Origin of the sequence: Streptomyces sp. GMY02 (genome assembly GCF_019056675.1) — a bacterium.
GTDB lineage: Bacteria > Actinomycetota > Actinomycetes > Streptomycetales > Streptomycetaceae > Streptomyces > Streptomyces odonnellii.
In genome coordinates, this window is record NZ_CP077658.1 from 2,327,804 (window position 1) to 2,353,616 (window position 25,813).

The 25,813-nt window shown below is 71.0% G+C and carries 19 protein-coding genes; 6 read left to right on the top strand and 13 right to left on the bottom strand.

All coding sequences use genetic code 11. The annotated features are described in order from the left end of the window. Nucleotides 1-28 precede the first annotated feature (28 nt). Nucleotides 29-955, bottom strand: coding sequence for a proline dehydrogenase family protein (locus KQY30_RS09660; protein WP_217306472.1), 927 nt, complete (start codon nt 953-955; stop codon nt 29-31). A 193-nt stretch (nt 956-1,148) separates the two neighbouring features. Here KQY30_RS09660 and KQY30_RS09665 point away from each other — a divergent pair, with 193 nt between their 5' ends. Then, nucleotides 1,149-2,729, top strand: a complete 1,581-nt coding sequence (locus KQY30_RS09665) for a helix-turn-helix domain-containing protein (RefSeq protein WP_217306473.1) — start codon at nt 1,149-1,151, stop codon at nt 2,727-2,729. 65 nt (nt 2,730-2,794) lie between these two features. After that, entirely contained in the window at nt 2,795-3,310 is a 516-nt protein-coding gene (locus KQY30_RS36295; protein WP_254407038.1) for a hypothetical protein, read from the top strand. Between the two features lie 66 nt (nt 3,311-3,376). Here KQY30_RS36295 and KQY30_RS09675 read toward each other — a convergent pair whose 3' ends face one another. Beyond that, a complete protein-coding gene (locus tag KQY30_RS09675; protein WP_217306474.1) occupies nt 3,377-3,946 on the bottom strand; it encodes a TetR/AcrR family transcriptional regulator in 570 nt (189 codons plus the stop codon). Between the two features lie 123 nt (nt 3,947-4,069). Here KQY30_RS09675 and KQY30_RS09680 point away from each other — a divergent pair, with 123 nt between their 5' ends. After that, nucleotides 4,070-5,758 (top strand): MFS transporter, encoded by a 1,689-nt coding sequence (locus KQY30_RS09680; RefSeq protein ID WP_217306475.1) that lies wholly within the window; start codon nt 4,070-4,072, stop codon nt 5,756-5,758. Between the two features lie 146 nt (nt 5,759-5,904). On the opposite strand, the gene serA is transcribed toward KQY30_RS09680, so the two are convergent. The 6 genes from serA to KQY30_RS09710 form a co-directional block, all read right to left on the bottom strand. Continuing rightward, a complete protein-coding gene (gene serA, locus KQY30_RS09685; RefSeq protein WP_217306476.1) occupies nt 5,905-7,497 on the bottom strand; it encodes a phosphoglycerate dehydrogenase in 1,593 nt (530 codons plus the stop codon). Between the two features lie 260 nt (nt 7,498-7,757). Beyond that, a complete protein-coding gene (ilvC, locus tag KQY30_RS09690; protein WP_302185305.1) occupies nt 7,758-8,852 on the bottom strand; it encodes a ketol-acid reductoisomerase in 1,095 nt (364 codons plus the stop codon). 33 nt (nt 8,853-8,885) lie between these two features. After that, complete coding sequence (gene ilvN / locus KQY30_RS09695) at nt 8,886-9,410, bottom strand: acetolactate synthase small subunit (RefSeq protein ID WP_046509493.1); 525 nt, start codon at nt 9,408-9,410, stop codon at nt 8,886-8,888. 68 nt (nt 9,411-9,478) lie between these two features. Continuing rightward, on the bottom strand, nt 9,479-11,329 hold the full coding sequence (locus tag KQY30_RS09700) for an acetolactate synthase large subunit (RefSeq protein WP_217310938.1): 1,851 nt from the start codon (nt 11,327-11,329) through the stop codon (nt 9,479-9,481). A 248-nt stretch (nt 11,330-11,577) separates the two neighbouring features. After that, nucleotides 11,578-14,418, bottom strand: coding sequence for a bifunctional diguanylate cyclase/phosphodiesterase (locus KQY30_RS09705; protein WP_217310939.1), 2,841 nt, complete (start codon nt 14,416-14,418; stop codon nt 11,578-11,580). A 362-nt stretch (nt 14,419-14,780) separates the two neighbouring features. Beyond that, on the bottom strand, nt 14,781-15,719 hold the full coding sequence (locus KQY30_RS09710) for a 2-hydroxyacid dehydrogenase (protein WP_217306477.1): 939 nt from the start codon (nt 15,717-15,719) through the stop codon (nt 14,781-14,783). A 72-nt stretch (nt 15,720-15,791) separates the two neighbouring features. Here KQY30_RS09710 and KQY30_RS09715 point away from each other — a divergent pair, with 72 nt between their 5' ends. The 3 genes from KQY30_RS09715 (at nt 15,792) to KQY30_RS09725 (ending at nt 18,354) form a co-directional block, all read left to right on the top strand. After that, entirely contained in the window at nt 15,792-16,787 is a 996-nt protein-coding gene (locus tag KQY30_RS09715; protein WP_046498540.1) for an aldo/keto reductase, read from the top strand. A 169-nt stretch (nt 16,788-16,956) separates the two neighbouring features. After that, a complete protein-coding gene (locus KQY30_RS09720; RefSeq protein ID WP_254407560.1) occupies nt 16,957-18,123 on the top strand; it encodes a sorbosone dehydrogenase family protein in 1,167 nt (388 codons plus the stop codon). A gap of 27 nt (nt 18,124-18,150) precedes the next feature. Further along, nucleotides 18,151-18,354: a DUF6191 domain-containing protein gene (locus KQY30_RS09725; RefSeq protein WP_217306478.1), complete on the top strand. Its 204-nt coding sequence runs from the start codon at nt 18,151-18,153 to the stop codon at nt 18,352-18,354. An 86-nt stretch (nt 18,355-18,440) separates the two neighbouring features. On the opposite strand, the gene KQY30_RS09730 is transcribed toward KQY30_RS09725, so the two are convergent. The 5 genes from KQY30_RS09730 to KQY30_RS09750 all read right to left on the bottom strand — a co-directional run bounded on the left by KQY30_RS09730 (nt 18,441) and on the right by KQY30_RS09750 (nt 25,795). Continuing rightward, the gene (locus tag KQY30_RS09730) at nt 18,441-21,524 is read right to left on the bottom strand and encodes a helix-turn-helix transcriptional regulator (protein WP_217310942.1); all 3,084 of its coding nucleotides are present in this window, start codon (nt 21,522-21,524) and stop codon (nt 18,441-18,443) included. Between the two features lie 322 nt (nt 21,525-21,846). Beyond that, nucleotides 21,847-22,041, bottom strand: a complete 195-nt coding sequence (locus KQY30_RS09735) for a hypothetical protein (RefSeq protein ID WP_217306479.1) — start codon at nt 22,039-22,041, stop codon at nt 21,847-21,849. Between the two features lie 161 nt (nt 22,042-22,202). Next, on the bottom strand, nt 22,203-22,829 hold the full coding sequence (locus tag KQY30_RS09740) for a hypothetical protein (RefSeq protein ID WP_217306480.1): 627 nt from the start codon (nt 22,827-22,829) through the stop codon (nt 22,203-22,205). A gap of 174 nt (nt 22,830-23,003) precedes the next feature. Then, nucleotides 23,004-23,564: a GNAT family N-acetyltransferase gene (locus KQY30_RS09745; protein WP_217306481.1), complete on the bottom strand. Its 561-nt coding sequence runs from the start codon at nt 23,562-23,564 to the stop codon at nt 23,004-23,006. Between the two features lie 53 nt (nt 23,565-23,617). After that, on the bottom strand, nt 23,618-25,795 hold the full coding sequence (locus tag KQY30_RS09750) for a phosphocholine-specific phospholipase C (RefSeq protein WP_217306482.1): 2,178 nt from the start codon (nt 25,793-25,795) through the stop codon (nt 23,618-23,620). Nucleotides 25,796-25,813: the final 18 nt, after the last annotated feature.

The following is a 25,813-nucleotide window of genomic DNA, read 5'->3' on the forward strand; positions in this document are numbered from 1 at the left end:
CGGGGCGGCGACGGGCCCTCACCGAGGTTCAGCCGCGGCTGACCAGCGAGCGCAGGAAGAACGCGAGGTTGGCGGGGCGCTCGGCGAGGCGGCGCATGAAATATCCGTACCAGTCGGTGCCGTACGCGATGTAGACCCGCATCCGGTGTCCCTCGGCCGCCAGCCGGTTCTGCTCGGCCTCGCGGATGCCGTACAGCATCTGGAACTCGTACTCGTCGAGCTTACGTCCGGCGCGGTGCGCGAGTTCCTGGGTGATCGCGATGAGGCGCGGGTCGTGGGTGCCGGCCATCGGGTAGCCGGAGCCGCTCATCAGGATCCCCAGGCACCGGACGTACGCCCTGTCGACCTCGGCCTTGTCCTGGTACGCGACGGACGCGGGCTCCTTGTAGGCGCCCTTGACCAGGCGTACGCGCGAACCGGCGGCGGCCAGCGCGCGGCAGTCGTCCTCGGTGCGGAAGAGATACGACTGGACGACCGCGCCGGTCTCGGGGAAGCGCTCGCGCAGCTCGGCGTGGATGGCGAGCGTCGAGTCGACGGTGGTGTGGTCCTCCATGTCGAGGGTGACCGTGGTGCCGATCTCGGCGGCGGCCTCGACGACGGCGGTGATGTTCTTCAGCGCGAGGTCGTGCCCGCCGGGGAGCGCCTGGCCGAACGACGAGAGCTTGACGGACATCTCGGCGCGGGGGCCCAGTTCGAGGGGGGTGAGTGCCTCGATCAGACGGAGGTAGGCGTCGCGGGCGAGCAGGGCCGCGGCCGGGTCGGTGATGTCCTCGCCGAGGACATCGAGGGTGACCTCCAGGCCGCGGGCGGCCATCGCTTCGACGACGGGGCTGGTCTCCTCAATGGACTCACCTGCGATGAAACGGTTCACCACGGGCTTGGTGACCGGGGCCGCCGAGACGACACGGCGCATTCTGTCGCTGCGCGACGCGGCAAGGATCACAGGACCCAGCACGGGGCACCTCCACGGTGGCACGGTGAGATCGAGGGTGGAGACGGTGGGCTGTCGGGGGCCGGCGCGGTACGGCGGGTCACGGAGAGCCACTGTGAAACTTACGGATCGTCCCGATCGTCTGCCATCGACAGGTGTCACGCATCCGTGGCCGGGATCTCAGACATCTGTCTGAAGGCGGTGCGAGAATGGCCGGATGAAGGGCGATTACCAGGAACTGGTCGACGAAATCACGGCGCTGCTCGGCGTGCCCACGACGCTGGAGAACCGGGATTTCGGGCTGATCGCCTTCGGCGCGCACGACAGTGACGACGACACGGCGATGGACCCGGTCAGGACGCGTTCGATCCTGACCCGGAAGTCGACACCGGCGGTGCGCGCGTGGTTCGAGGGCTTCGGCATCACCCGGGCGCGGGGTCCGGTCCGTATCCCGGCGGCTCCGGACGCGGGTGTCTACCGTGGCCGGATCTGTCTGCCCGTACGGCACCGGGGCGGGGTCCTCGGGTACGTCTGGCTCCTCGACGACTCCGATCCGGGGCCCAGCGATGCCCGGCTGGCGGCGGCCATGGAGGTGACGGCCCGGATAGGCGACCTGCTGGCGGAGGAGGCGAAGGCGGGCGCGGACCTGAGCCGCGAACTCCGCGCGGCGCTGACGTCGGAGCGCGGCTGGCAGCGCGACATGGCCCTGACCGGTCTGCGCACCGCCCTGGGCCCGAGCGCGGAAGGCCTGCATGTACTGCTGTGCGTGGCGCCGTGGCGGGACGAGACCCCGGGGCTACGAGCGATCCCGGGCACGGCGGCGGTGTGCGGGGTGGCGTACGGGGGGTGGGGCGGGGGACGCAGCGGGCCGGGCGATGAGTCCGGTCGTACGTACGGGCCCGCGACCGCCGGGGCGAGCGGCGGAACCGGCCGTACGCACCGGCTCCATGCTGCCGCGCCCTCGGACCACACATCCGCGCCCGAACACCCCGACGCGCCGCCCCCGGACTCGGAGTACGACGAAACACCGCACCCGGCGGCGAGCGGTGCCGGAGCCCGGCGGACCGCCGCGGACGCACGGACCCACTCGGCGCCCGGTGCACCAGCGCCTGCGCCTGCGCCTGCGCCTACGGATGGGCCAACCGGCCGGGCGGCAGGGCCGGGCCCCGCAGACAGGCCGACGGGGCGGGCGGCGGCGGACGGGCCGGCCGGCCGGGAGCCCGTCGGCCCCGAGACCGTCGCTTCAGCCGGCCGCAGCGTGTCGTTCGGCACGGGCCCCGAGTGGGCCGAGGGCGGCCCGGAAGCCGTCGCGCTGCTGGTGCGGCTTCGGTCGGGCGACGCGCTCGCCGCCGTGCTCGCCGCCGTCGCGCGGCTCTGCGAGGGCGCCGGGCCGGGGGTCGCCGCAGGCGCGGCCGTACCACGCCAGGGGCTGGGCGGACTGGCCGACGCCTGGCGGGAGGCGGTCGCGGCGGCCCGGGCGGCCCGCGCCCAGCCCCGGTTCGGGCCGGTCGCCGAATGGGCCTCGATCGGCCCGTACCGCCTGCTCACCGCCCTCCCCGCCGCCCCCGACCCCGCCGTGAGCCCGCTCCTCACCCCGTCCCACACCGAACTCGCCCACACGGCCGAGGAGTTCCTGGACCACGCGGGCCAGGCCGGCCGCACGGCCGCCGCTCTCGGCATCCACCGCCAGACCCTCTACTACCGGCTCTCCCGCATCGAACAACTCACGGGCCTCGACCTCGACTCCGGCGAAGACCGCCTTCTCCTCCACATGGCCCTCAAGGCCGCCCGCCTCTGACGCCCTCGTAAGGTCGGTTCGTTCAAGTGAGCGCGGCCGGAGGGCCGTTCAGGGAGGGGGCATATATGGACGACGCGACGGCGGGGGACAGATCATGGTCACTGACCGACGAGGAGGGCGGGGCACTGTCGGCCCGCTGGTGGAAGTGGGCGCTGTCGGCCCCTAGGAGGCGCAGCCCGGTCCTGGACCGGACCGGCGAGCACGCCGGCTGGAAGCAGCCGAAAGATCTCTGGTTCCTCGCCGGGACCTACGGCGGCCGGGTGGTGCGCCGGTGCGAGGTGCCCACCGACCGGCCGGTCTTCTTCCCCGTTCTCAACGTCCAGTATCTCCGGCAGACTTCGCGGAAGCCGCTGACCCTGGCGGTCGCGCGGGCCGAGGCGTATCTCAACGGCGCCCCGCTCCCCCTGCGGGAATTCACCGCGAAGCCGTTCTGGGCGGCGCTGACCCCTCGCGACGGGTGGGGTATCTGGGCGGGCATCGCACCCCTGGCCCCGGGCCAGTACGTCCTGGAGATCAAGGCGAGCACCGTGGAAGGCTTCTGGGTCGACACGACGTACCACCTGAGCGCCACGGACCGCTGAGGCCCGTCGGTCACCTCGTCCCGTACGGCCGCCGGGGAACAGCCGTCGCCCGGCGGCCGGCCGTTGTCAGCCGTCTCCCATGATCGCCCGCAGACCGTCCGTCAAGTCCTGCGCGCTGGGCGCCGTTTCCGGGTCGATCAGCCACTGGGCCATGACGCCCGCCAGCATCGCGTGGTAGACGATGCCCACCACCCGGGTCTTCTCCGGGTCGTCCTTGACGCCCTGCCCCTGGAAAGCCTCCGCGAGCCCGTTACGGCCCTCGCTCTGCGCGCCGGCCAGGGCCGCCTTCAGCTCGGGTTCCTGGTCGATACGGGAAATGATCTCGAACTGGAGCTTCCACAGCGGTCTGCTCGCCTCGAAGGTGCCGATCACCCGCTCCCACACCTCACGGAAGCGCTCCCGCGGTTCCTCGGGCAGGGACTGCCCCGCCCGTTCCTGGTCGATCAAGTCGCCCCAGTCCTCCGTCACCGCGAGAAAGGCCTGGTTGAGCAGGGCCTCCTTCGAGCCGTAGTGGTAGCCGATGGAGGCCAGATTGGTGCCGGACGCGGCCACGATGTCCCGTGCCGTGGTCCTGGCGTACCCCTTCTCCAGCAGGCAGCGCTTGGCGCCTTCGAGCAGATCCTCACGGTGTCCCATGCGCCGCAGCCTAGCGTGTGTGCATACGACCGTCATAGACAACTGTCCCACACGGACGTTTTGGACAGCGGTCCTAAACAGTCGTACTAGACAGGCGTTTATGACGTCCGTACAGTCCTGCCCATGACGCATCCCACGCCCGGCTCCGCCCCCGTTCCCGACCCCGTCCCCGCCGCCGCACCACGCGCCGGCCGCCGGGAATGGACCGCCTTTGTCGTCCTCCTCCTGCCGCTCCTCCTCGTCTCGATGGATGTCTCCGTCCTCTACTTCGCGATCCCGGCCATCAGCAGGGAGCTGGATCCGAGCAGCACCCAGCAGTTGTGGATCTTCGACATCTATGCCTTCGCCCTGGCCGGGCTGCTGATCACCATGGGTTCGCTCGGCGACCGCATCGGACGCCGGAGACTGTTGCTCATCGGCGCCACCGCCTTCGGTGTCGCCTCCGTCGGCGCGGCGTACGCGCAGAGCGCCGAGATGCTCATCGCCGCACGGGCACTGCTCGGGATCGGCGGGGCCACCCTGATGCCCTCGACGATGGCGCTGGTGCGCAATATGTTCCGCGACGACGCGCAGCGCAGCCGCGCGATCGGCATCTGGTCGGGCGCCATGGCCGGCGGGATCGCGCTCGGCTCGGTGCTGGGCGGGTTCCTGCTGGAGCACTTCTGGTGGGGCTCGGTCTTTCTGGTCAATGTGCCCGCGATGGCGCTGCTGCTGGTCCTGGTGCCGCTGCTGGTACCGGAGTTCAAGGATCCGGCGCCCGGCCGTTACGACCTGCTGAGCGTGCCTCTGTCCATGGGGGCCGTCCTGCCGCTGGTGTACGGGCTGAAGGAGATCGCCGCCGACGGCCTCAGCGCGGTGCGGGTGCTGTGCGTGGTGGCGGGGCTCGCGGTCGGCGCGCTGTTCGTACGGCGTCAGCGCGGCCGGGACGACGCGATGATCAGCCGCGCGCTGTTCCGCAGCGGAGCCGAGGGCGAACACGGAGGCCACGGCCGGGGAAAGGGCCGAGGGAAGGACCGGGGAAAGAGGCAGGGGAAGGGCCGGGGCGGGGTCTTCGGCTCCGGGATCGCTCTCAACACCCTGGCCGCCTTCGCCATGATGGGCTCGGCCTACTACACCACCCAGTACCTCCAGTCCGTCCTCGGCATGGACTCCCTGGAGGCCGCGCTGTGGAGCCTGGCTCCCTCACTGGTCATCGGCGCCGCCGCACCGGCCGGCCCCGCGATCGCCGAGAAGGCCGGCCGCGCGCAGGTCATAGCGGCCGGATTCCTCATCGGCGCGGCCGGGTTCGCGCTGATCGCGCTGGCCGGTACGGATTCGCTCTGGCTCGTCCTGAGCGGCGCCGCGCTCCTGGGCTGCGGCATCGTCATCGTGATGGCGCTGGTCTCGGACATGGCGCTGGCCGCCGCGCCCGCCGAGAAGGCCGGTTCGGCGGCCTCACTGCTGGAGACGGGCCAGGAGTTCGGCGGTGCGCTGGGCATGGCGGTCCTGGGCAGCCTCGGTACGGCGGTCTACCGGCGGGACCTCGCGGACTCCGCCTCCGCCGGACTGCCGGCCGACGCGCTGGAGACCGCCCGGGAAACGCTGGGCGGGGCCACGGTGGTCGCGGCCCAACTGCCGGGAAAAGCAGGGGAATCGCTGCTCGGTCTGGCCCAGGAGGCCTTTGTGCACGGGATGCGGATCGCTTCGGCCGGCGGGGCACTGCTGCTGATCGCCGCCGCCGTACTGGCCGCGACCCTGCTCCGTACGCCCGGCACGGCCACCCCGAGCACCGCGACACAAGAAAACGCTCCCGCCCCGACCCCAACACACTGACCGCACCCGCACCACGCACCCGGCACTCGCTACCCCGCACACAGCACCCGGCACCCGGCACCCGGCACCCGCACAACACGAAGGGCCCGGCGAAAACCGGGCCCTTCCCCCTTCAACCCCTCAGCTCAACCCCGCGACAGACCCGCTCAGTCCGCCAGGTTCACCGAGCGTGCCGAAGCCGCGCCGATCTCCTGCGCGATCTCCGCGAGCACAGCCGGCGGTACGGTGTCGTCGACCGTCAGCACGACCAGCGCCTCGCCGCCCTCCTCGGCCCGCGAGACCTGCATCCCCGCGATGTTCTGCCCGGCCTCGCCCAGGATCCGGCCGACCGTGCCGACCACGCCGGGGCGGTCCTCGTACCGCATCACGACCATGTGGTCGGCCAGCGCCAGATCGATGTCGTACTCCCCGATCGCGACGATCTTCTGGAGGTGCTTGGGGCCTGCCAGCGTGCCGGAGACCGAGACCTCCTCGCCGTCCGCGAGCGTGCCGCGCACCGTGACCACATTGCGGTGGTTCGGCGACTCGCTCGACGTGGTGAGCCGGACCTCGACACCGCGCTCCTGCGCGAACAGCGGCGCGTTCACATACGACACCGTCTCGGCGACGACATCCTCGAACACGCCCTTCAGCGCGGAGAGTTCGAGCACCTTCACATCGTGCTGGGTGATCTCGCCGTACACCTCGACATCGAGCCGCACCGCGACCTCGCCCGCCAGCGCGGTGAAGATACGGCCCAGCTTCTCGGCGAGCGGCAGCCCCGGCCGTACGTCCTCGGCGATCACGCCTCCCTGCACATTCACCGCGTCCGGCACCAGTTCACCGGCGAGCGCGAGCCGTACGGACCTGGCGACCGCGATACCCGCCTTCTCCTGCGCCTCGTCGGTGGACGCGCCGAGGTGCGGGGTGCAGACGACCTGGTCGAACTGGAAGAGCGGGGAGTCCGTGCAGGGCTCCTTCGCGTACACATCAAGACCGGCGCCCGCGACCCGGCCCTCCTTGAGGGCGGAGGCCAGCGCCTCCTCGTCCACGATCCCGCCACGCGCGGCGTTCACGATCCGTACCGTCGGCTTGACCTTGTGCAGCGCCTCGTCGCCGATCAGACCCAGCGTCTCGGGGGTCTTCGGCAGATGGACGGTGATGAAGTCCGACACTTCGAGCAGCTCGTCGAGCGTCAGCAGCTTGACACCCATCTGGGCGGCGCGGGCGGGCTGCACATAAGGGTCGTACGCGACGATCTTCATACCGAAGGCGGACATACGCTGGGCGACCAGCACCCCGATCCGTCCCAGACCGACCACACCGAGCGTCTTCTCGCTCAGCTCGACGCCCGTGTACTTCGACCGCTTCCACTCGCCGTTCTTCAGGGCGGAGTTCGCCTGCGGGATATTGCGGGCGGTGGCGACCAGCAGACCGCAGGCCAGCTCGGCGGCGGTGACGATATTGGACGTCGGCGCGTTCACCACCATCACGCCGGCCTTGGTGGCGGCGGCGACATCCACATTGTCCAGGCCGACCCCGGCCCGGGCGACGACCTTGAGCTTCGCGGCCGCGGCCACCGCCTCGGCGTCGACCTTGGTCGCGGAACGGACCAGAATGGCGTCCACATCGGCGATGGCGGGCAGCAGCTCCGCACGGTCGGCGCCATTGCAGTGCCGGATCTCGAAGTCCGGACCGAGCGCGTCGACAGTGGCGGGCGAAAGCTCTTCGGCGATGAGTACGACAGGTTTCGAGCTCACGTGAGTCCTCACAAGTCCCATTGCGGACGGCCGTCCCGACGGCCGCAGGCGGTGGAGGGGTCCTAGGGCGTGCCCGGTCGGACATGACGGACAGGTCCTAGCCGCGTGGAAGACGCACGACATTGTGGGCCTGACGCGTATGTGCTGTGCAGTGTAGTGCTGTCACGGGGCACGTGATCCTCCCGAGCAGCAGGATCACTCATACGTGCGTACGGGGCGGCCCCGGCCGATCACTCCCGGCCTGGACCGCCCCGCGAATGTCACGCGTCGTCGTTGTCGACCCAGCTCATCAGCTTGCGCAGCTCGGCGCCGGTGGTCGCCAGCAGGCTGTCGCTGTCGGCCTTCTTGTACTCGTTGTACTTCTTCAGACCGCCGTGGTACTCGTCCATCCAGTTCTTGGCGAACGAGCCGTCCTGGATCTCGGCCAGGATCTGCTTCATCTCGGCCTTGGTCTGGTCGTTGATGATCCGCGGGCCGCTGACGTAGTCGCCCCACTCGGCGGTCTCGGAGACCGACCAGCGCATCTTCTCCAGGCCGCCCTCGTACATCAGGTCCACGATCAGCTTCAGCTCGTGGAGGCACTCGAAGTACGCGATCTCCGGCTGGTAGCCGGCCTCGGTCAGCGTCTCGAAGCCCGCCTTGACCAGCGCGGCCGTACCTCCGCAGAGCACGGCCTGCTCACCGAAGAGATCGGTCTCGGTCTCCTCCTTGAAGGTTGTCTTGATAACGCCTGCGCGGGTGCCGCCGATGGCCTTCGCGTACGAGAGGGCCAGCGCGAAGGCGCCGCCGGAGGGGTCCTGCTCGACGGCCGCGATACACGGAACGCCGCGGCCCTCCTCGTACTGGCGGCGGACCAGGTGGCCGGGGCCCTTGGGCGCGACCATCGCCACATCGACATGCGCCGGGGGCTTGATGAAGCCGTAGCGGATGTTCAGGCCGTGGCCGAAGAAGATGGCGTCGCCGTCGTTCAGGTTGTCCTTGATGGACTTCTCGTACACCTCGGCCTGGATCGGGTCCGGCACCAGGATCATGATCACATCGGCCTCGGCGGCGGCCTCGGCGGGCGTCACCACGCGCAGACCCTGCTCCTCGGCCTTGGCCTTGGACTTCGAGCCCTCGTGCAGGCCGACCCGGACGTCGACACCCGAGTCACGGAGCGACAGCGCGTGGGCGTGGCCCTGGCTGCCGTAACCGATGACCGCGACCTTGCGGTTCTGGATGATGGACAGGTCGGCATCGTCGTCGTAGAACAGCTCGGCCACTGGGTCTTCTCCTTGGTGTGCACTTCTGTGAATTCGCAGCTTGCGTCCCACCGTACGGCGGGGCGGGCGGGGGCGGGTGTCCGGTCTCGCCATACGGTCCCGGCTCCCCGGTGAGGGGCGGTCGGCCTACGCGCTGCGGTCGAGCGCGCGCAGGCTGCGGTCGGTGATGGACCGCGCGCCACGCCCTATGGCGATCGTCCCGGACTGCACCAGCTCCTTGATGCCGAACTGCTCCAGCATCTTGAGCATGGCGTCGAGCTTCTCACTCGATCCGGTGGCCTCGATCGTGACGGCCTCGGGTGAGACGTCCACGGTCTTGGCGCGGAAGAGCTGGACGATCTCGACGATCTGGGAGCGGGTCTCGTTGTCGGCGCGGACCTTCACCAGAACGAGCTCGCGCTGGATCGCGGCGCCGGGCTCGAGTTCGACGATCTTCAGGACGTTCACCAGCTTGTTGAGCTGCTTCGTCACCTGCTCCAGGGGCAGTTCCTCGACATTGACCACGATGGTGATGCGGGAGATGTCGGGGTGTTCGGTGACTCCGACGGCGAGGGAGTCGATGTTGAAGCCGCGGCGGGAGAACAGGGCGGCGATCCTGGCGAGGATGCCGGGGGTGTTCTCCACCAGAACGGAGAGCGTATGCCTGGTCATGTGTCGGTCTCTTCTCTCGGGCTCTCGGGCTCTCGTTGTCTCGGGTGCTGTGGCTCGCGTGCCGCGGCTCAGTCGTCGGCGCTGTCGCCGAAGTCGGGGCGGACGCCCAGGGCCGCCATGACCTCGTCGTTCGAGGTCCCCGCGGCGACCATCGGCCACACCTGGGCGTCCTCGTGGACGATGAAGTCGACCACGACGGGCCGGTCGTTGATCGCGTTCGCCTTGGCGATCACCGCGTCCAGCTCGGCGGGCGACTCGCAGCGCATCGCGACACAGCCCATGGCCTCGGAGAGCTTCACGAAGTCGGGAACACGGGTGCCGCCGCTGGGGCCGCCGTCCGTGTCCTGGCCCGAGTGGAGCACCGTGTTCGAGTAGCGCTGGTTGTAGAAGAGGGTCTGCCACTGGCGGACCATGCCCAGCGCGCCGTTGTTGATGATCGCGACCTTGATCGGGATGTTGTTGACCGCGCAGGTGGTCAGTTCCTGATTGGTCATCTGGAAGCAGCCGTCGCCGTCGATGGCCCAGACGGTACGGTCCGGCTGCCCGGCCTTGGCGCCCATGGCGGCCGGGACGGCGTACCCCATGGTCCCGGCGCCGCCCGAGTTCAGCCAGGTGGCGGGCTTCTCGTACTGGATGAAGTGCGCGGCCCACATCTGGTGCTGGCCGACGCCCGCCGCGTAGATGGTGTCCGGCGGGGCGAGCCGGCCGATGCGCTCGATGACCTGCTGCGGGGAGAGGCTGCCGTCCTCGGGCTGGTCGTAGCCGAGGGGGTAGGTCTCGCGCCAGCGGTTGAGGTCCGTCCACCAGGCGCTGTAGTCGCCGACGTTGCCCGCGGTGTGCTCGGCCTGGACGGCCTGTACCAGATCGGCGAGGACCTCCCGGGCGTCACCGACGATCGGCACGTCGGCCGCGCGGTTCTTGCCGATCTCGGCCGGGTCGATATCGGCGTGGACGATCTTGGCGTACGGCGCGAAGCTGTCGAGCCGGCCGGTGACACGGTCGTCGAAGCGGGCGCCGAGGGCGATGATCAGGTCGGCCTTCTGGAGCGCGGTGACGGCGGTGACCGAGCCGTGCATACCGGGCATGCCCACATGCAGCGGGTGGCTGTCGGGGAAGGCACCCAGCGCCATCAGGGTGGTGGTGACGGGGGCGCCGGTCAGCTCGGCGAGGACCTTCAGCTCGGCGGTCGCGCCGGCCTTGATGACACCGCCGCCGACATAGAGCACGGGCCGCCTGGCCTGGGTGATCAGCTTGGCCGCCTCGCGGATCTGCTTGGCGTGCGGCTTGGTCACCGGGCGGTAGCCGGGCAGGTCCTGGGTGGGCGGCCAGGAGAAGGTCGTACGGGCCTGGAGGGCGTCCTTGGCGATGTCGACCAGGACGGGGCCGGGGCGTCCGGTCGAGGCGATGTGGAAGGCCTCCGCGATGGTGCGCGGGATGTCCTCGGCCTTGGTGACCAGGAAGTTGTGCTTGGTGATCGGCATGGTGATGCCGCAGATGTCCGCCTCCTGGAAGGCGTCCGTGCCGATGGCCTTGCTGGCGACCTGGCCGGTGATCGCGACCAGCGGCACGGAGTCCATGTGCGCGTCGGCGATGGGGGTGACGAGATTGGTGGCGCCGGGCCCGGAGGTGGCCATGCAGACCCCGACCCGGCCGGTGGCCTGGGCGTAGCCGGTGGCCGCGTGGCCCGCGCCCTGCTCATGACGGACGAGGACGTGCCGGACCCGGGTGGAGTCCATCATCGGGTCGTAGGCCGGCAGGATCGCGCCGCCGGGGATGCCGAATACCGTGTCGGCGCCCACTTCCTCAAGAGAACGGATCAGGGACTGGGCGCCCGTGACGTGCTCAACGTTGGAGGGCGTCGATCCGCCGTTACGGGCCCGCGGCTGCGGATGGTGGGCCCCGGTGGCCTGCTCGGTCATCGGCATTCTCTTCTCGAAGCTGAGGGTCATCGCGTGAGGGTTTTCGCGAGGTTTGCGGTGTGCCGGTGCAACAAAAAACCCCTCGTGCCGTGAGGCAAGCGAGGGGAGCGCGTCGGTGCGGTCTGCAGAGCGGGTGAGGGGCTCTGCTTCAGCCGACGCGCTTTCCAAGTACGAGGATTCGGGTGCGCATGGCTCAGACCCTCCCTCCGGCGCGCCCCGGCTGTCAAGTGGGTGGGACGGGAGTCTCATTATTTGAGCGGATCGAGGGGTCGGGGGATCCGGTCGGAGATCTGCTGGCGGCTGTGCCGTACGGGCAGGGCGCTCCCGGTCAGTACGGAGAGCCCGCCACCGCTGGGGAGCTTGTACGGGCCCGCTCCCAGGGTGCGGCGGAGCCGGTACTCGTCGAGCGGTGCGGAGAAGGCCGTGCCCTGGCCATGGGTGCAGCCCATGGCGCGCAGGGCGAGCACCTGTTCGGGGACGTCGACGCCGTCCGCGACCGACTGCATGCCCAGGTCGCCGGCGATCCGCAGCAGCCCGGCGGTGATCTTGTGCAGCCGGGCGGACTCCACGATGCCCTCCACCAGTCCCCGGTCCAGTTTCACCACGTCCAGGGGGAGCCTGCGCAGGGCGCTTATCGCCGCGTAGCCGCTGCCGAACCCGTCGAGCGCGATCCGTACGCCGAGCCGGCGCAGCGCCACGAGGCGGCGCTCCAGCTCGTCCAGGGAGGCGCGCGGGTCGGTGTCGGCCAGCTCGATCAGCAGGGCTCCGGAGGGCAGCCGATGGCGGGTCAGCAGGGTCTCGATGGAGCCGAGCGGCATGGATCTGTCGAGCAGCCTGCGGGCCGGGAGCCGGACGGCCACCGGTACGGAGAGCCCGGCCCTGGTGCGGTCGGCGGCCTGGGCGACGGCCTCTTCGAGCAGCCAGCGGCCGAGTTCCGCCGTGCGGTCGCTGTCGTCGGCGACCCGCAGGAACTCGGCGGGGGTGAAGAGGATGCCCTGGGCCGAACGCCAGCGGGCCTGGGCGGCGACGAAGGAGACCCGGCCGGTGGCGAGCTGCACCACGGGCTGGTGGAGCAGGGCGAACTCGCCGTCGTGCAGCGCGGTGCGCAGCCGCGCGGCCAGCTCCGTCCTGCGGACCACGTCGGCCTGCATCTGGGGCGCGTACAGCTCGACCCGGTCCTTGCCGCAGGCCTTGGCGCGGTACATCGCGAGGTCGGCGTTGCGCATCAGATCGGTGGGGGTTATGCCCGGTTCCGCGAAGGCGACCCCGATGGAGGCGGCGACCCGGACATCGTTGCCGTCGATGCGGTACGGCTGGGAGAGCTTGAGGCGGAGCCGGTCGGCGATCTCATGGACCTGGTACTGGCGGGCGCTCCGGTCGGGGCCGCCGTCGCCGAGGACGATGGCCGCGAACTCGTCGCCGCCGAGCCGGGCCGCGGTGTCCCCGGCCCGTACCGACTCCTGGAGCCGGTGGGCGGCGAGGATCAGCAGTTCGTCGCCGGCCTGGTGGCCCAGCCGGTCGTTGACGCCCTTGAAGCCGTCGAGGTCGATGAAGAGCACGGCGGTGCCCGCGTCGGTCGTACGGCGGCCGGCCAGGGCCTGGCGGACGCGCTCGGTGAACAGGGCGCGGTTGGGCAGGTCGGTGAGCGGGTCGTGCTCGGCGTTGTGCTGCAACTGGGCCTGGAGACGCACCCGTTCGGTGACATCCCGGCTGTTGAAGATCAGCCCGCCCTCGTGGCGGTTGACGGTGGACTCGACATTGAGCCAGTCGCCGGTGCCGGACCTGAAGCGGCACTCGATCCGGGTCGTGGGCTCCTCCGAGGGCGGAGCGGCCAGGAAGCGCCGCACTTCGTGGACGACCCTGCCCAGGTCGTCCGGGTGGATGATCGAGGCGAGTTCGGCACCGACCAGATCCTCGGCCTCGCGTCCGTACACCCCCGAGGCGGCGGGGCTGACATAGCGCAGTATCCCGGAGGGCGCGGCGATCATGATCACATCGCTGGACCCCTGGACCAGGGAGCGGAAGTGGTTCTCCTTCTCGGCCAGTTCATGGGTGAGCGCGATGTTGTCGACGAGCATGATGCCCTGCCGTACGACCAGGGCGAGCACGACCGTACAGCCGGTGAGGACCACGACCCGGTCGACCTGGCGGCCCTCGGTGACGTTGTACAGGATCCCCAGGGTGCAGACGGCCGCCGCGAGATACGGGGTGATCGCGGCCAGCGAGCCGGCGATCGGGTGGCCGGAGTGGCGGTGGTGGCGGCTCTGGCGGGGATGCGGCGCGTTCTCCGGGATCCTGCGCACACCCCAGGGCGCGTAGGCGAGGAGCAGCGAACCGGCGAACCAGCCGGCGTCCAGGAGCTGCCCCGAGCGATACGTCTCCCGCAGCAGCGGGGAGGTGAACAGGGCGTCGCACAGCACGGTCAGCGCGAGCGCGGCGATCGCGGTGTTCACCGCGGAGCGGCTGCCCGTGGCCCGGCGGAAGTGCAGCGCGAGGACCATGCTGACGAGCACGATGTCAAGCAGGGGGTACGCGAGGGAGAGCGCGGCCTGCGTGACGCTCTCGCCGCCGCTGACCTGGGTGGTGCGCGCGAGGGCGAGGCTCCAGGAGAGGGTGAGGAGCGAGCCGCCGATCAGCCAGGAGTCCAGCGCGAGACAGACCCAGCCGGCTCTGCTGACCGGGCGCTTGGCGAGGACGAGCAGGCCCACGATGGCGGGCGGCGCGAAGCAGAGGAAGAAGAGATCGGCGAGGGAGGGGCTGGGCACGGGCTCGTCGAGCACGACTTCGTACCAGCCCCAGACCGCGTTCCCGCCGGAGGCCATCGCCGACGAGAACGAGAACAGCAGCCAGGCGGGCCGGAACCGGCCGCCGCGCCCTCGTGCGTAGAAGAAGCAGGAGACGGCGGCGATCATGGCGGCGAGGCTCAGCCCGAAATCACCCATGAACAGGGCCAGTTTCTCCGAGCCCCAGCCGAGTGCGGCCCCGGCCGCGTACCCTCCGCAGATCAGGGCGAGGAGGAGCTGGGCGAGCAGCCCCGTGCCGCCGCCGGAGAGCGTGCGCCGGCCGATGACCACGCCCTCGGCGCTCACCGGATCGCCCCAGAAGTCGTCGCCGTCACCGGAGGCGGGACCGGGGCCGGCCGGCGCGCCGGGATGTCCGGAGGCCACCGACGGCGTCCCTGCCGCGTCGGATCGCTGGTCCATTGGCCGTGCATCGCCCGTCGCCCCCCTCGGATTCTGATCGCTCCGCCGCGCCGCGCCAGGCATGGCGCGGCCCCCAGATCGGGACGATACACCAGTCTCGTCACTCAGGGACATAGTTCTTCTACTCTCCGTGACGACCTGGTCTGTTGTCGGCCACGAGGGTGTCCGTACGGCTGCGAAGAGTGGCCGAAGACCGGTGCGGGGCCGGCGACGGGGTCCTTGCGCCTACGGGGTCCTTGGGCGGGGGCTCATCCGGTGATGAGGACGGTGTTGAGCGGCTCGTCCCCGGCGGCGAACCGGGTGAGCTGCTCGGTCAGAAGACGCTTGGCACGCGGCAGGAACGCCGAGGTGGATCCGCCGACATGGGGGCTGATGAGGACACCCGGAGCATGCCAGAGGGGATGGCCCGCGGGGAGGGGTTCCGGATCGGTGACGTCGAGAGCGGCGGTGATCCTTCCGCTCTCCACCTCCGTGAGCAGCGCCTTGGTGTCGACGACCGCGCCGCGCGCGACGTTCACCAGGAGCGCGCCGTCCTTCATCCGGGCCAGGAAACCGGCTCCGGCCAGGCCTTTTGTCTCTTCGGTGAGCGGGGTCGAGAGAATCACCACATCGGCTTCGGGGAGCAGCGCGGGCAGTTCGGTGAACGCGTGCACCGCCCCGCGCTCCGTAGTGCGTGCGGAGCGCGCGACGCGCGCCACCCGCGCGCACTCGAAGGGCGCGAGCCGGTCCTCGATGGCGGCGCCGATCGATCCGTACCCGACGATCAGGACCGACTTGTCGGCGAGCGCGGGATAGAAGCCGGAGCGCCACTCCTCGCGCTCCTGGCCCCGGACGAAGCCGGGTATGCCGCGCAGGGAGGCGAGGATCAGGGCGAGGGTGAGTTCGGAGGTGCTGGCCTCGTGGACGCCCTTGGCGTTGCAGAGGCGGACTCCGGCGGGCAGCGAGCCGAGGCCGGGGGCCACATGGTCGGTCCCTGCGGAGAGGGTCTGTACGACGCGTACGGAGGTCATCGCGGCGAGCGGCCGGATCGCGACTTCGGGGCCCTTCATGTACGGGACGACGTAGAGGACGCAGTCGGCCGGGTCGGCGGGGAAGTCCTGGGTGCCGTCCCAGAAGCGGTGGCTGAGCCCCGGCGGCAGCTCTTCGAATTCGTCGGCCGGAAACGGGATCCACACGTCTGAAGTCATGGTCAGGAGGCTATGCGAAGCGGGCGGAGGGATGCGGTTAGCTTGAGTGCGGCACAAGGGAGGGGTACGGCGTTGGAGCGCAGGACAATCGGTGCGGCGGCGCTGGAAGTGGGGGCGGTCGGGCTCGGCTGTATGCCGATGCACTGGGCGTACACCGGCTCGCAGCAGCGCGGCGACCGTTCGCTCCGTACGGTGCACGCGGCGCTGGACGCCGGTACGACCCTGCTCGACACGGCCGACATGTACGGCCCGTTCACCAATGAGCTGCTGCTGGGGCGAGTGCTGGGGCAGCGGCGCGCGGACGCCTTCGTCTCGACCAAGTGCGGGCTGCTGGTGGGCGATCAGCACTTGGTCGCCAATGGCAGCCCCGGTTATGTGCGGCGGGCCTGCGACGCCTCGCTGCGCCGGCTCCAGACCGATGTGATCGATCTCTACCAGTTGCACCGCGCCGATCCCGAGATCCCGGTCGAGGAGACCTGGGGCGCGATGGCGGAGCTGGTGAGCGCCGGGAAGGTACGGGCGCTGGGGCTGTGCGCGGTGGGTGCCCGCGCGTCCCGGCGCAGATCCGGCGCGCATCTGCACGAGGCGACGATCCGGCAGTTGGAGCGGGTGCAGCAGGTGTTCCCGGTCAGCGCGGTGGAGGCGGAGCTGTCGGTGTGGTCGCCGGAGGCGCTGGAGCGGCTGCTGCCGTGGTGCGAGGCGCGCGGAATCGGTTTTCTGGCGGCGATGCCGCTGGGCAATGGTTTCCTCACGGGCACGCTCACCCCCGGGCAGGGGTTCGAACCGGACGATCTGCGGGCCCGGCATCCCCGGTTCACGGCGGAGATGATGGCCGCGAACCAGCCACTGGTGGCCGGGCTGCGGCGGACGGCGGAGCGGCACGGGGCGACTCCGGCGCAGGTGGCGCTGGCGTGGGTGCTGAGCCGGGGGCGGCATGTGGTGCCGCTGCCGGGGACGAAGCGAGAGCAGTGGGCGGTGGAGAACGCGGGGGCGGCGGGGGTGGAGCTGACCGCGCGGGACCTGGCGGAGATCGCGGCGCTGCCACCGGCGCGGGAGTCGTGGGACTGAGCGCCGGAAGCGTGGTCGCGGGTCCCCCGGCGGGCGGCGCGGTGCGGTGCGCGGCGGATTGGCCGGATCCGCATGATCGGCCGGGAGCGGTCCGTCAGTTGGACCCGCGGACGGCGCGCCGGTGTAAGAACGGCGGTGTAAGAACAGGGGTGACGCCGTCGTCGAAGGGATCGGAACCGTGCATCGTTCAGCGCTGACGGCCGTGGGGGCCGCCGCCGCTCTTCTCGTGGTCACCGGATGCTCCTCCGACGGCGGTGGTGCCGTACCTGTCCCGGGGCTGAGCGTCACGTCGAAGCCCGCCGCCTCGCCGGAGGGAGCGCCCAGCCCGTCGGCCGCGCCCGCGAAGGGCTCCGTCAAGGTGGTGTCGACCGTGGCCGAGGGGCTCAACTCGCCCTGGGGCCTGGCCGCCCTGCCCGACGGCGATCTGCTGGTGTCCTCGCGCGACGAGGGGACGATCACCCGGATCGACGCGGACAGCGGGAAGAAGACCCTTGTCTCGACGGTCCCCGGAGTCGCGGCGGCGGGCGAGGGCGGGCTGCTGGGGATCGCGCTCTCCCCCACGTACGCCTCGGACCATCTCGTGTACGCGTACTTCACCACCGAATCGGACAACCGCATCGCCCGTATGGTCTACGACGAGAAGAAGCCGACCGGGCAGCAGATGGGCGCGCCCGACACCGTACTGCGCGGTATTCCGAAGGGGACCGTCCACAACGGCGGGCGGATCGCGTTCGGACCGGACAAGATGCTGTACGCGGGCACGGGCGAGACCGGTGACGCGGCACTCGCCCAGGACCGGAAATCCCTGGCGGGCAAGATCCTCCGGATGACTCCGGACGGACAGCCCGTGCATGGGAATCCGGAGGCCGATTCGATTGTGTATTCCTACGGTCACCGCAATGTGGAAGGCCTGGCGTGGGACTCCGAGCGGCGGCTGTGGGCCTCGGAGTTCGGCGAGGACAAGTGGGACGAGCTGAATCTGATCGAGCCCGGGAAGAATTACGGCTGGCCGGAGGTCGAGGGGAAGTCGGACAGGCCCGGCCTGACGAACCCGGTCGCGGAGTGGCCGCCGAGCGAGGCGTCTCCCAGCGGAATCGCCTATGCGCGGGGCTGTATCTGGCTGGCGACGCTGCGTGGTGAGCGCCTGCTGCGGGTTCCGCTGGCGGGACGGGAATCCGCGGCGCCTTCCCAGGCGTTCCTTGAGGGAAAGTACGGCCGCCTGCGCACGGTGCTTTCGGTGGGCGGCGACAAGGTGTGGCTGGTGACGAACAATACGGACGGCCGGGGCACACCGAAGCCGGGGGACGACAGGATCCTCCTGCTGGAGGTCGCGTAGCGACACGGAGTCAGAGGTGAACCGTCTGTGTTCAATATGATCGAGGAGATCTTCGCGCCGGGCCGTAAGCACACCGATGACGAGAACAAGAGGCTGGAAGTCAGCCGGGTCGATGTCGACGACAACGACCCGGGCCGCGGCCCGATAGATCTGGCTTCCGGGAAGGTCACCATCAGGGTCCCGGTGGAATCCGCGGAGAAGCCGCGGTCCCCGGCGCCATCCGAGGAGTAGCCCGCTCTCTCACTCTCGGCAGAGCCGCAGCCTTCTCAGCAAAGCCGGAGCCTCAGAAATACAAAGGCTTGAGGAATACGGGAGCCTCAGGAGCTGCGGGGTGATTCGGCCAGGTCCGGGAAGAGGCGCAGGCGGTGCGAGAGTGCCGCCGCTTCCGTACGCCCCGAGACACCCAGCTTGGCCAGGATGTTGGACACATGAACGCTCGCGGTCTTGGGCGAGATGTACAGCTCGGTGGCGATCCTGCGGTTGCTGTGACCGGCCGCGACAAGACGGAGGACATCCTGCTCGCGGGGCGTCAGCCCCAGTGAGCGGGCGGGATCGCGGCCGGGGCCGGTGGCTTTGTCCGATGCCTGAGCGGTTCCGGAGCCGGGGCCCGCGGCGAGGCTGATACGGGCCCGGCCCGCCAGCAGCGCGAGATCCTCGGCGAGAGGCCGCGCCCCGAGGTCCACGGCCGATTCATGGGCCTGTACGAGCAGCCGCGCCGCCTCCGCGCGGTCACCGTGCGCGTCCAGCAGGGCGGCGGCCCGGCGCCCGCGGGCCAGCGCCAGTTCATAGGGGCGCCCGGTCTCCTCGAAGGCCGTGACGACCCGCGCCCAGGCCTCCGGAGCCGCGGTGCCCTGCGCCCGTGCCAGCTCGGCCTCCAGCATCACGCCGTACGCACGCCAGACCGGTACGAGCGTGGGCAGCCGCTTGGCGTGGGCGCGTATCGACGCGAGCGCCCCGGCCCGTCCGGCGTCCGCGCCCGGCAGGCCCCTGGCGTCCGCCTCCGCTGCCGCCGCCGCGCACAGCAGCGGCAGCGCGTACCGCTGGGTGCCCGGCGGGAAGCCGCTCGCGCCGCTCTCGGTCAGTCGCGCCAGCTCGGCCCTGGCCTCGGCCAGTGCGCCCCGCGCGGCGGCGACACCGATCATCACCCGGGCCGGGGTGATGAAGTGCTGCGGCTGCTGGTCATGGGTGCCGATGAAACCGCGGCCCAGCTCCACCTGCCGGGCCGCCTCGTCGAGTTCACCACGGGTCAGGGCCAGCTCGGCGCGGCGTATGGCGACGATGCCACGGGCCTTGCCGGAGTGGGCGAGCCCGGCCGCGATGTCCAGGACGGCATCCGCCTCGGACCAGCGGCCCAGGGCGTAGAGCGACTGCGCCTGGTTTCCCCGGACCCAGGCCTCCGTGTCGGCGAGCCCGCGCTGATGGGTGACGGCCGTGCCCCAGTCCGCCGCCGTCACCGCTTCCTCGGAGCGGCCCATGCTCTCCAGGGTGGAGGGCAGATTGATACTGGCGCGGCCCAGCACCGCGACCGCGCCCAGCTCGTCGGCCCGGTCGCGCACCTCGTACATCTCGGCTATGCCCTCGTCCACTCCCCCGGCGTCGGCGGTGAGCCAGCCGCGGGTGAGGCGGGCGTGCAGCTCGGTGTGCTCGGCGCCGACCAGCCTGGCGTACTCGACGGCCCGGTTGGCGGCGACCAGGCTGTCGGGCCCTGGCCGGTGCAGCGCGCCCCACGCGGCCACACTCGCCAGGACCTCCGCGTGCACGGCCGACGGCTGGAGTCCTTGTACGAGCTTCTCGGCGATGGCGAGTTCCGGCCAGCCGTCGCCGCGCGAGAGGTCCTGCATCAGCTTGGAGCGCTGGATCCAGAACCAGGCGGCGCGCAGCGGATCGCCCTCGCCGTCCTCGCCGTCCAGGGCCCGGAGGGCCTTCTTCGCTATCGCCAGGGCCCGTTCGCGCTCGCCCCCGACCCGGGCGGCGACCGTCGCCTCCGCCATCAGGTCCAGATACGTGAGCGGGTTGGAGGGGGTGGCGGCGCAGAGCGGATAGACCTCGGTATCGGCGTCGTCGGGTGGCCTCAGGGTGTCCCGTACGGCCTCGGGAGCGTCGTCCCACAGCTCCATCGCCCGCTCCAGCAGCCGCAGTTGCTCGGAGTAGGCATAGCGCTCCCGTGCCTCGACGGAGGCCTTCAGGACGGCGGGCAGGGCCTTCGCCACATCGTGCGCGTGGTACCAGTGGCTGGCCAGCCGGGTGGCGCGCTCATCGGCCCGTACGAGCGAGGGCTGGGCCTCCAGCACCTCCGCGTACCGCCGGTTGAGCCGGGACCGCTCGCCGGGCAGCAGATCGTCGCTGACCGCCTCGCGCACCAGGGAGTGCCGGAAGCGGTAGCCGTCGCCGTCCGCGGTGGGCAGCAGGATATTGGCGCCCACGGCTGCCCGCAGCGCCTCGATCAGATCGTCCTCGGCGAGCCGCCCCACGGCCAGGAGCAGCGGGTATTCGACGGTGGTGCCGCCCTCGGCGACGATACGGGCCACCCGCTGGGCGTCCTCGGGCAGCGCCTCGACCCGTACGAGCAGCAGATCGCGCAGCGAGTCGCTCAGCCCGGAGCCACAGCCGCAGCCGAGGGAGCAGGCCAGCTCCTCCACGAAGAAGGCGTTGCCGTCGGAGCGTTCGAAGATGTCGTCGAGCAGCGCGGGGTCCGGTTCGGCCGCGAGGATGCCGGTGAGCTGGCGGAGCACTTCGGCCCGGGTGAACCGGGACAGCTCGATCCGCCGTACGGAGCGCAGCCGGTCCAGCTCGGCGAGGAGCGGGCGCAGCGGATGGCGGCGGTGGATGTCGTCGGCGCGGTAGGTGGCGAGCACGACGAGCCGGCCGCGGCGCAGCGCGCGGAAGAGATAGGCGAGGAGATGGCGGGTGGAGGCGTCCGCCCAGTGCAGATCCTCCAGGACGAGCACGACCGTACGATCGGCCGCCAGCCGCTCCAGCAGCCGTGCGGCCAGCTCGAACAGCCTGGCCGTGCCGTCCTCGCCGAGCGCGCCCCGGTCGGGCCGGCCCAGCTCGGGCAGGATCCTGGCCAGCTCGGCCTCCTGGCCCTCGGCGGCCGCCGCCAGCTCGTCGGGCAACTGGCGGCGCAGGGAGCGCAGGGCGGTGGAGAAGGGCGCGAACGGCAGCCCGTCCGCGCCGATCTCCACGCATCCGCCGACCGCGACGACCGCGTTCCTGGCGCACGCGACGGCGCACAGCTCCTCCACGAGCCTGGTCTTGCCGACCCCGGCCTCACCGGCGATGAGCAGCGCTTGGGGCTCGCCCTCGGTGGCGCGGGCGAGCGCTTCGGTGAGCGCGGTCAGCTCGCCGGCCCTGCCGACGAACACCGGGCTGACGGACCTGGTCTCCACGGGCCAGAGCATCGCACAGGGGTCGGACAACGCGGCACTTGTTATCGGGGCGGCAGGGACGGCCGCGCTCCCGGCGCGGACGACCCGGGTGCCGACGACCCGGGTGCCGCTTACGGAAGCGCCGGTGACCGGAGCGCGGACGACCCGGGTGCCGACGACCCGGGTGTCGCTTACGGAAGCGCCGGTGACCGGAGTGCGGACGACCCGAGCGCCGGTGGCCGGGGCGCTGGTGACGGGAGCGCCATTGCCCCGGGCGCCGCTGACCGGAGCGCCGCTCACGGCAGCGCCGGTGGCCGGGGTGCCGGTGATCGCGGCGGGCCGGGCTCGCACGGCGTCAGGCCGCGCGGACGAACCGGTCACCGGGTCGGTCCTGTCCGCCCTCCGGGCCCTGGCCCGGTTCCCCTGCGGGCCGGTCGGCCTGCCGGCCGGACTGCCGACGGGCCGCACGGATCTCGCGTACGAGCCGTTCGCGCTCGGCACTGCGGATCAGCTCGGCGACCCGGATCTTCTGGAGTTCGTACTCGAACATCGGGTTCCCCCTGGTGCGAAGGTGTTTCTGGTGTCTTGAAGACACCTCCACCTTTGACTCCCAGGGGGTACCACCGCATCGGGAGAGTTCCGCATCTCAGCGGACCCCAGGACCTTAGAAAGGGGCCCCGGGAAGGTAAGCGGCCCTAAGGGCCTAAGGGTTTAGCCGGCCGGAGTGGCCGGAGCGGCAGGCAGGGCGGCGAAGAGATCGAAGTACATGCCGGCGGAGACCAGCAGTCCGAGGAAGCCGAGGATGGCTGCGGCCAGCGCGAAGGGCCGTACCCAGGCGACGCGCTGGGGCAGGACCAGCACGACCACGCCGATGAGCAGCGCCAGGAGCGCCACCACGCCATTGACCGCGGCGGTGGCGTGCCAGGCGTCGCCGTAGATCTCGGAGATCTGCTGGTCCGCGGTGGCGGACTGGCCGATGGTGATCTGGCCGACGAGGGTCTCGCGCTCGGCGACGACCCGGCCGGTCCAGGTGCCGGACAGGGCGATGATGCTCAGGCAGACCGCGACGACGGCCGCGGCGGCGGCGCCGAGACCGGACGAGCGGTGCGCCGCGGGGTCGTCGTCACCGTCCTCGTCCAGGTCCTCGTCGTCGTCCAGGTCGTGGACGTCCTCCGTATCGGCGGACTCATCGGTGGCGTCGGCGGCCGGGGCACCGGCCTTGCTGAGCGACGGGGCCTCGGACTCCGACCTGGAGTCGGATATGACCTCGGTCGCCTCGGTGGTGGAGGCCTCGGCCGTCTCCGGCTCGGGGGTCTTGGTCTCGGGGGTGGGGTTCATACCGCGCACGCTAGGTGCCCCGTCTGAGAACTTCCTGAGAACGGCGGAACGTCCGTGAACAGCCGGAGTTCCACCGGTCCGTACTCGGCGGGCCCGGGCCCGAGTCCGGGCCCGAGCGCGCGCACGGCAGACAGGCACGGCCGGGCTGCGTGCAGCAGGCTGCACGCCGTGGGCTCAGCCCGCGTTCTCCCTCCGCTCGCGCCACTCCGGCGCCAGCACCGACCAGATCTCCGTGCTCTGCCGCACCCCGCCATAGGGGTAGCCCTCGCGCAGCACGCCCTCCCGGGTCATCCCGAGCCGCTGCGCGACCTTGATGCTCGGGGTGTTCTCGGTCGACACCCGCCACTCGACCCGGTGTATCCCGCGCTCCTCGACCGCCCAGTCGATCAGCACCCGCGCGGCGCGCGTGACCAGCCCGCGCCCCGTCCCCGCGGGCTCCAGCCAGCAGCCGACCTCGCAGTTGCCCCGCTCGGCGTCGAAGACCCGGAAGAGCACCCCGCCGACCAGGGTGGAGTCCAGCCAGATCCCGTAGATCCGCCCGCTGTCGTCCGCCTGCTTCCTGGCGTACGACATGAGCACCTCCCGGGCGGATTCGAGGTCCGAGGCCGCCCGGGCGAGCGGAATGTGCTTGTCGACCAGGTCCCTGGCCCGGTCCATATGGGCCAGGAACTCCTCGGTCTGCCACGGCTCCAAGGGGCGCAGCTCCGCCCCGTCACCCAGCGGTATCGCGAACATCGGGCTCCTTCTCCGTACGGTTCCTCATCGCACGAACCGTACAAAGCCGCCGCTCACCCGGAGACGCTGGGACGCCCGTTCTCGATGTGGCCCATCAGACGGCGGCGGAAGCGCGCCGGGGTGTCCGCCGTACCGCCGCCGTGTGCCGACGCTTCCGCGGTGACCTCGATGTCGTACCAGCCGTGCGCGTCGGCCGCCGAGTGCACCACCTCGCGGCTGCTCCCCGGCTTGACCGTGATCCGCCGGGTCCAGCCGTGCAGATCGGCCTCGTCGACGTACCCCAGGGGCCGCACCGTGAAGGTGACCGGCAGATCGCCGTGGTTGCGCAGGGTGAGATGGAGATCGCGGTCGTGGTGGTGGACGGACGAGGTGACCTCCGTGCCATGGCCGGTCACCGGACCCTCGAACTCGCGGCGGAAGCCATTGGGCCCGGTGATCGTGAAGCGGTAGCGGTCACCCTTCACTCCGGTAAGGGGCACCCTCCATTGCGCGGTGCCCCTTACATCGCGGTGCTGCGGTATTTCGAACTCACCCGCGTACGGATAGAGGGCGAAGTGCGCGCTGGCGGGGCCCGTGTTGCTGAGCGCGACCGTGAACGCCCGTCCGTCCGCGTCGAGATGACCGTACGCGTCTGTCTGGTACGGCAGCGGCCTGGCGGCGCGCACGCCCGGCTCCTGTACGGGCATGGTCTGGTGCGCCGGCGGTACGGGCGCCCAGCGGCCGGTGAACGGCGGGACGGCGCCCGGCTGTTCGACCTCGGGCTGGGTACTGCCGCGCTGGAAGTCGAACGCCGAGGTCAGGTCGCCGGTGACATTGCGCCGCCACGCGGTGATGTTGGGCTCGTCCACGCCCGTCCACTTCTCCAGGAAGCGGATGACCGAGGTGTGGTCAAAGACCTGCGAGCAGACATAACCGCCCACGGTCCAGGGCGAGACGACCAGCAGCGGCACCCGCACGCCGAGCCCGGTCGGCCGTCCCTCCCAGCGCTCGGCGGAGCCGGTGGGCCCCTCGGCGGGCGGCACGGGCGGCGGTACGTGGTCGAAGAAGCCGTCGTTCTCGTCGTAGTTGATCAGTACGACGGTGTGCCGCCAGACATCGGGATGGGCGCCGAGCGCGTCGAGCACCTTGTAGATCAGGGTGGCGCTGGCGATCGGCGACGAGGAGCCGGGGTGCTCGGAGTCGATCGCGGAAGGCACCAGATACGACACCTCGGGCAGCGTTCCCGCGGCCACATCGGCACGGAACCGGTCGGCCAGCGTGCCGCTCTCGACCCGGCGCAGCCCGCGCTCGAACAGCGACCGCTCGTGCTCGGTCAGCGTGGCGACGCCCTCCTCCAGCGCGTCGAGCAGCCTCGCCCGCTCGGCGGCGTCGTCGGTGTCGCGTACGGCGGCGTAGAACGCCTCCATGTACGTGAAGCCGGACGCCCCGGGCCGGCCGGGCAGTTCACGGGCCTTGGCGAGCGCCTTGCGGGCGATGTCCTTGAAGGTGGTGAAGAACTCGATGTTGTTGTCGGTGAAGTTCTCCCACTCCGTGTACGTCTGCCAGGTGCGGCCCGCCCGCTCCAGCCGTTCGGCGTACGTCGGCCACGGATAGCCGGGGTGGGTGTCCTCCTCGTACGCGTCGTTGCCCACGGCCCGCCGTCCGTCGGCCTCGTAGCCGGTCCAGCCGCTCCAGAGGTGGTTGCGGTTGGGGCTGGTCGAGGTGTGGACGGACGAGTGGTACGCGTCGCAGACCGTGAAGGTGTCCGCGAGTTCGTAGTGCAGCGGGATGTCGCGCCGGTCGTAGTAGGCCATGGTGGCGGCGGTCTTGGCGGAGACCCAGCCGTCCATCCAGCCCTTGTTCCAGGCCTTGGATCCGCCGTCCCAGGAGTGGTCGAGGGCGCCGATGTACTGAAGGTCCTTGCGCTGGGCCTCGGCGGCGTCCCGTACCGGGAAGGGCAGAACGGTGGTCAGCGGGCCCGGCTGCTCGAACACGGGCTTCCCGGAGGGCAGTTCCACCGCGTTGCGGTCCCCGAAGCCGCGGACCCCGCGCAGGGTGCCGAAGTAGTGGTCGAACGAGCGGTTCTCCTGCATCAGGATGACCACATGCTTGACCGCCCGCAGCCCGCCGGGCGCGGGCTCCGCCGCGAGGGCGGACCGCAGGGAGGGCGGCAGGACGGACCCGGCCGCCGCCGCGCCGAGGGCGCCTGTACCGAGGGTGAGCATTCTTCTCCGCGATATTTCCGCTGACATGCGACCGGACGGTAATGA

Bases quoted from the DNA above. Each gene is read 5' to 3' on its own strand.
- KQY30_RS09665 (WP_217306473.1), top strand. From the start codon at position 1,149: ATGAAGGGCGATTACCAGGAACTGGTCGACGAAATCACGGCGCTGCTC.
- KQY30_RS36295 (WP_254407038.1), top strand. From the start codon at position 2,795: ATGGACGACGCGACGGCGGGGGACAGATCATGGTCACTGACCGACGAG.
- KQY30_RS09675 (WP_217306474.1), bottom strand. From the start codon at position 3,946: ATGGGACACCGTGAGGATCTGCTCGAAGGCGCCAAGCGCTGCCTGCTG.
- KQY30_RS09680 (WP_217306475.1), top strand. From the start codon at position 4,070: ATGACGCATCCCACGCCCGGCTCCGCCCCCGTTCCCGACCCCGTCCCC.
- ilvC (WP_302185305.1), bottom strand. From the start codon at position 8,852: ATGGCGAGACCGGACACCCGCCCCCGCCCGCCCCGCCGTACGGTGGGA.
- ilvN (WP_046509493.1), bottom strand. From the start codon at position 9,410: ATGACCAGGCATACGCTCTCCGTTCTGGTGGAGAACACCCCCGGCATC.
- KQY30_RS09700 (WP_217310938.1), bottom strand. From the start codon at position 11,329: ATGACCGAGCAGGCCACCGGGGCCCACCATCCGCAGCCGCGGGCCCGT.
- KQY30_RS09710 (WP_217306477.1), bottom strand. From the start codon at position 15,719: ATGACTTCAGACGTGTGGATCCCGTTTCCGGCCGACGAATTCGAAGAG.
- KQY30_RS09730 (WP_217310942.1), bottom strand. From the start codon at position 21,524: ATGCTCTGGCCCGTGGAGACCAGGTCCGTCAGCCCGGTGTTCGTCGGC.
- KQY30_RS09735 (WP_217306479.1), bottom strand. From the start codon at position 22,041: ATGTTCGAGTACGAACTCCAGAAGATCCGGGTCGCCGAGCTGATCCGC.
- KQY30_RS09740 (WP_217306480.1), bottom strand. From the start codon at position 22,829: ATGAACCCCACCCCCGAGACCAAGACCCCCGAGCCGGAGACGGCCGAG.
- KQY30_RS09745 (WP_217306481.1), bottom strand. From the start codon at position 23,564: ATGTTCGCGATACCGCTGGGTGACGGGGCGGAGCTGCGCCCCTTGGAG.
- KQY30_RS09750 (WP_217306482.1), bottom strand. From the start codon at position 25,795: ATGTCAGCGGAAATATCGCGGAGAAGAATGCTCACCCTCGGTACAGGC.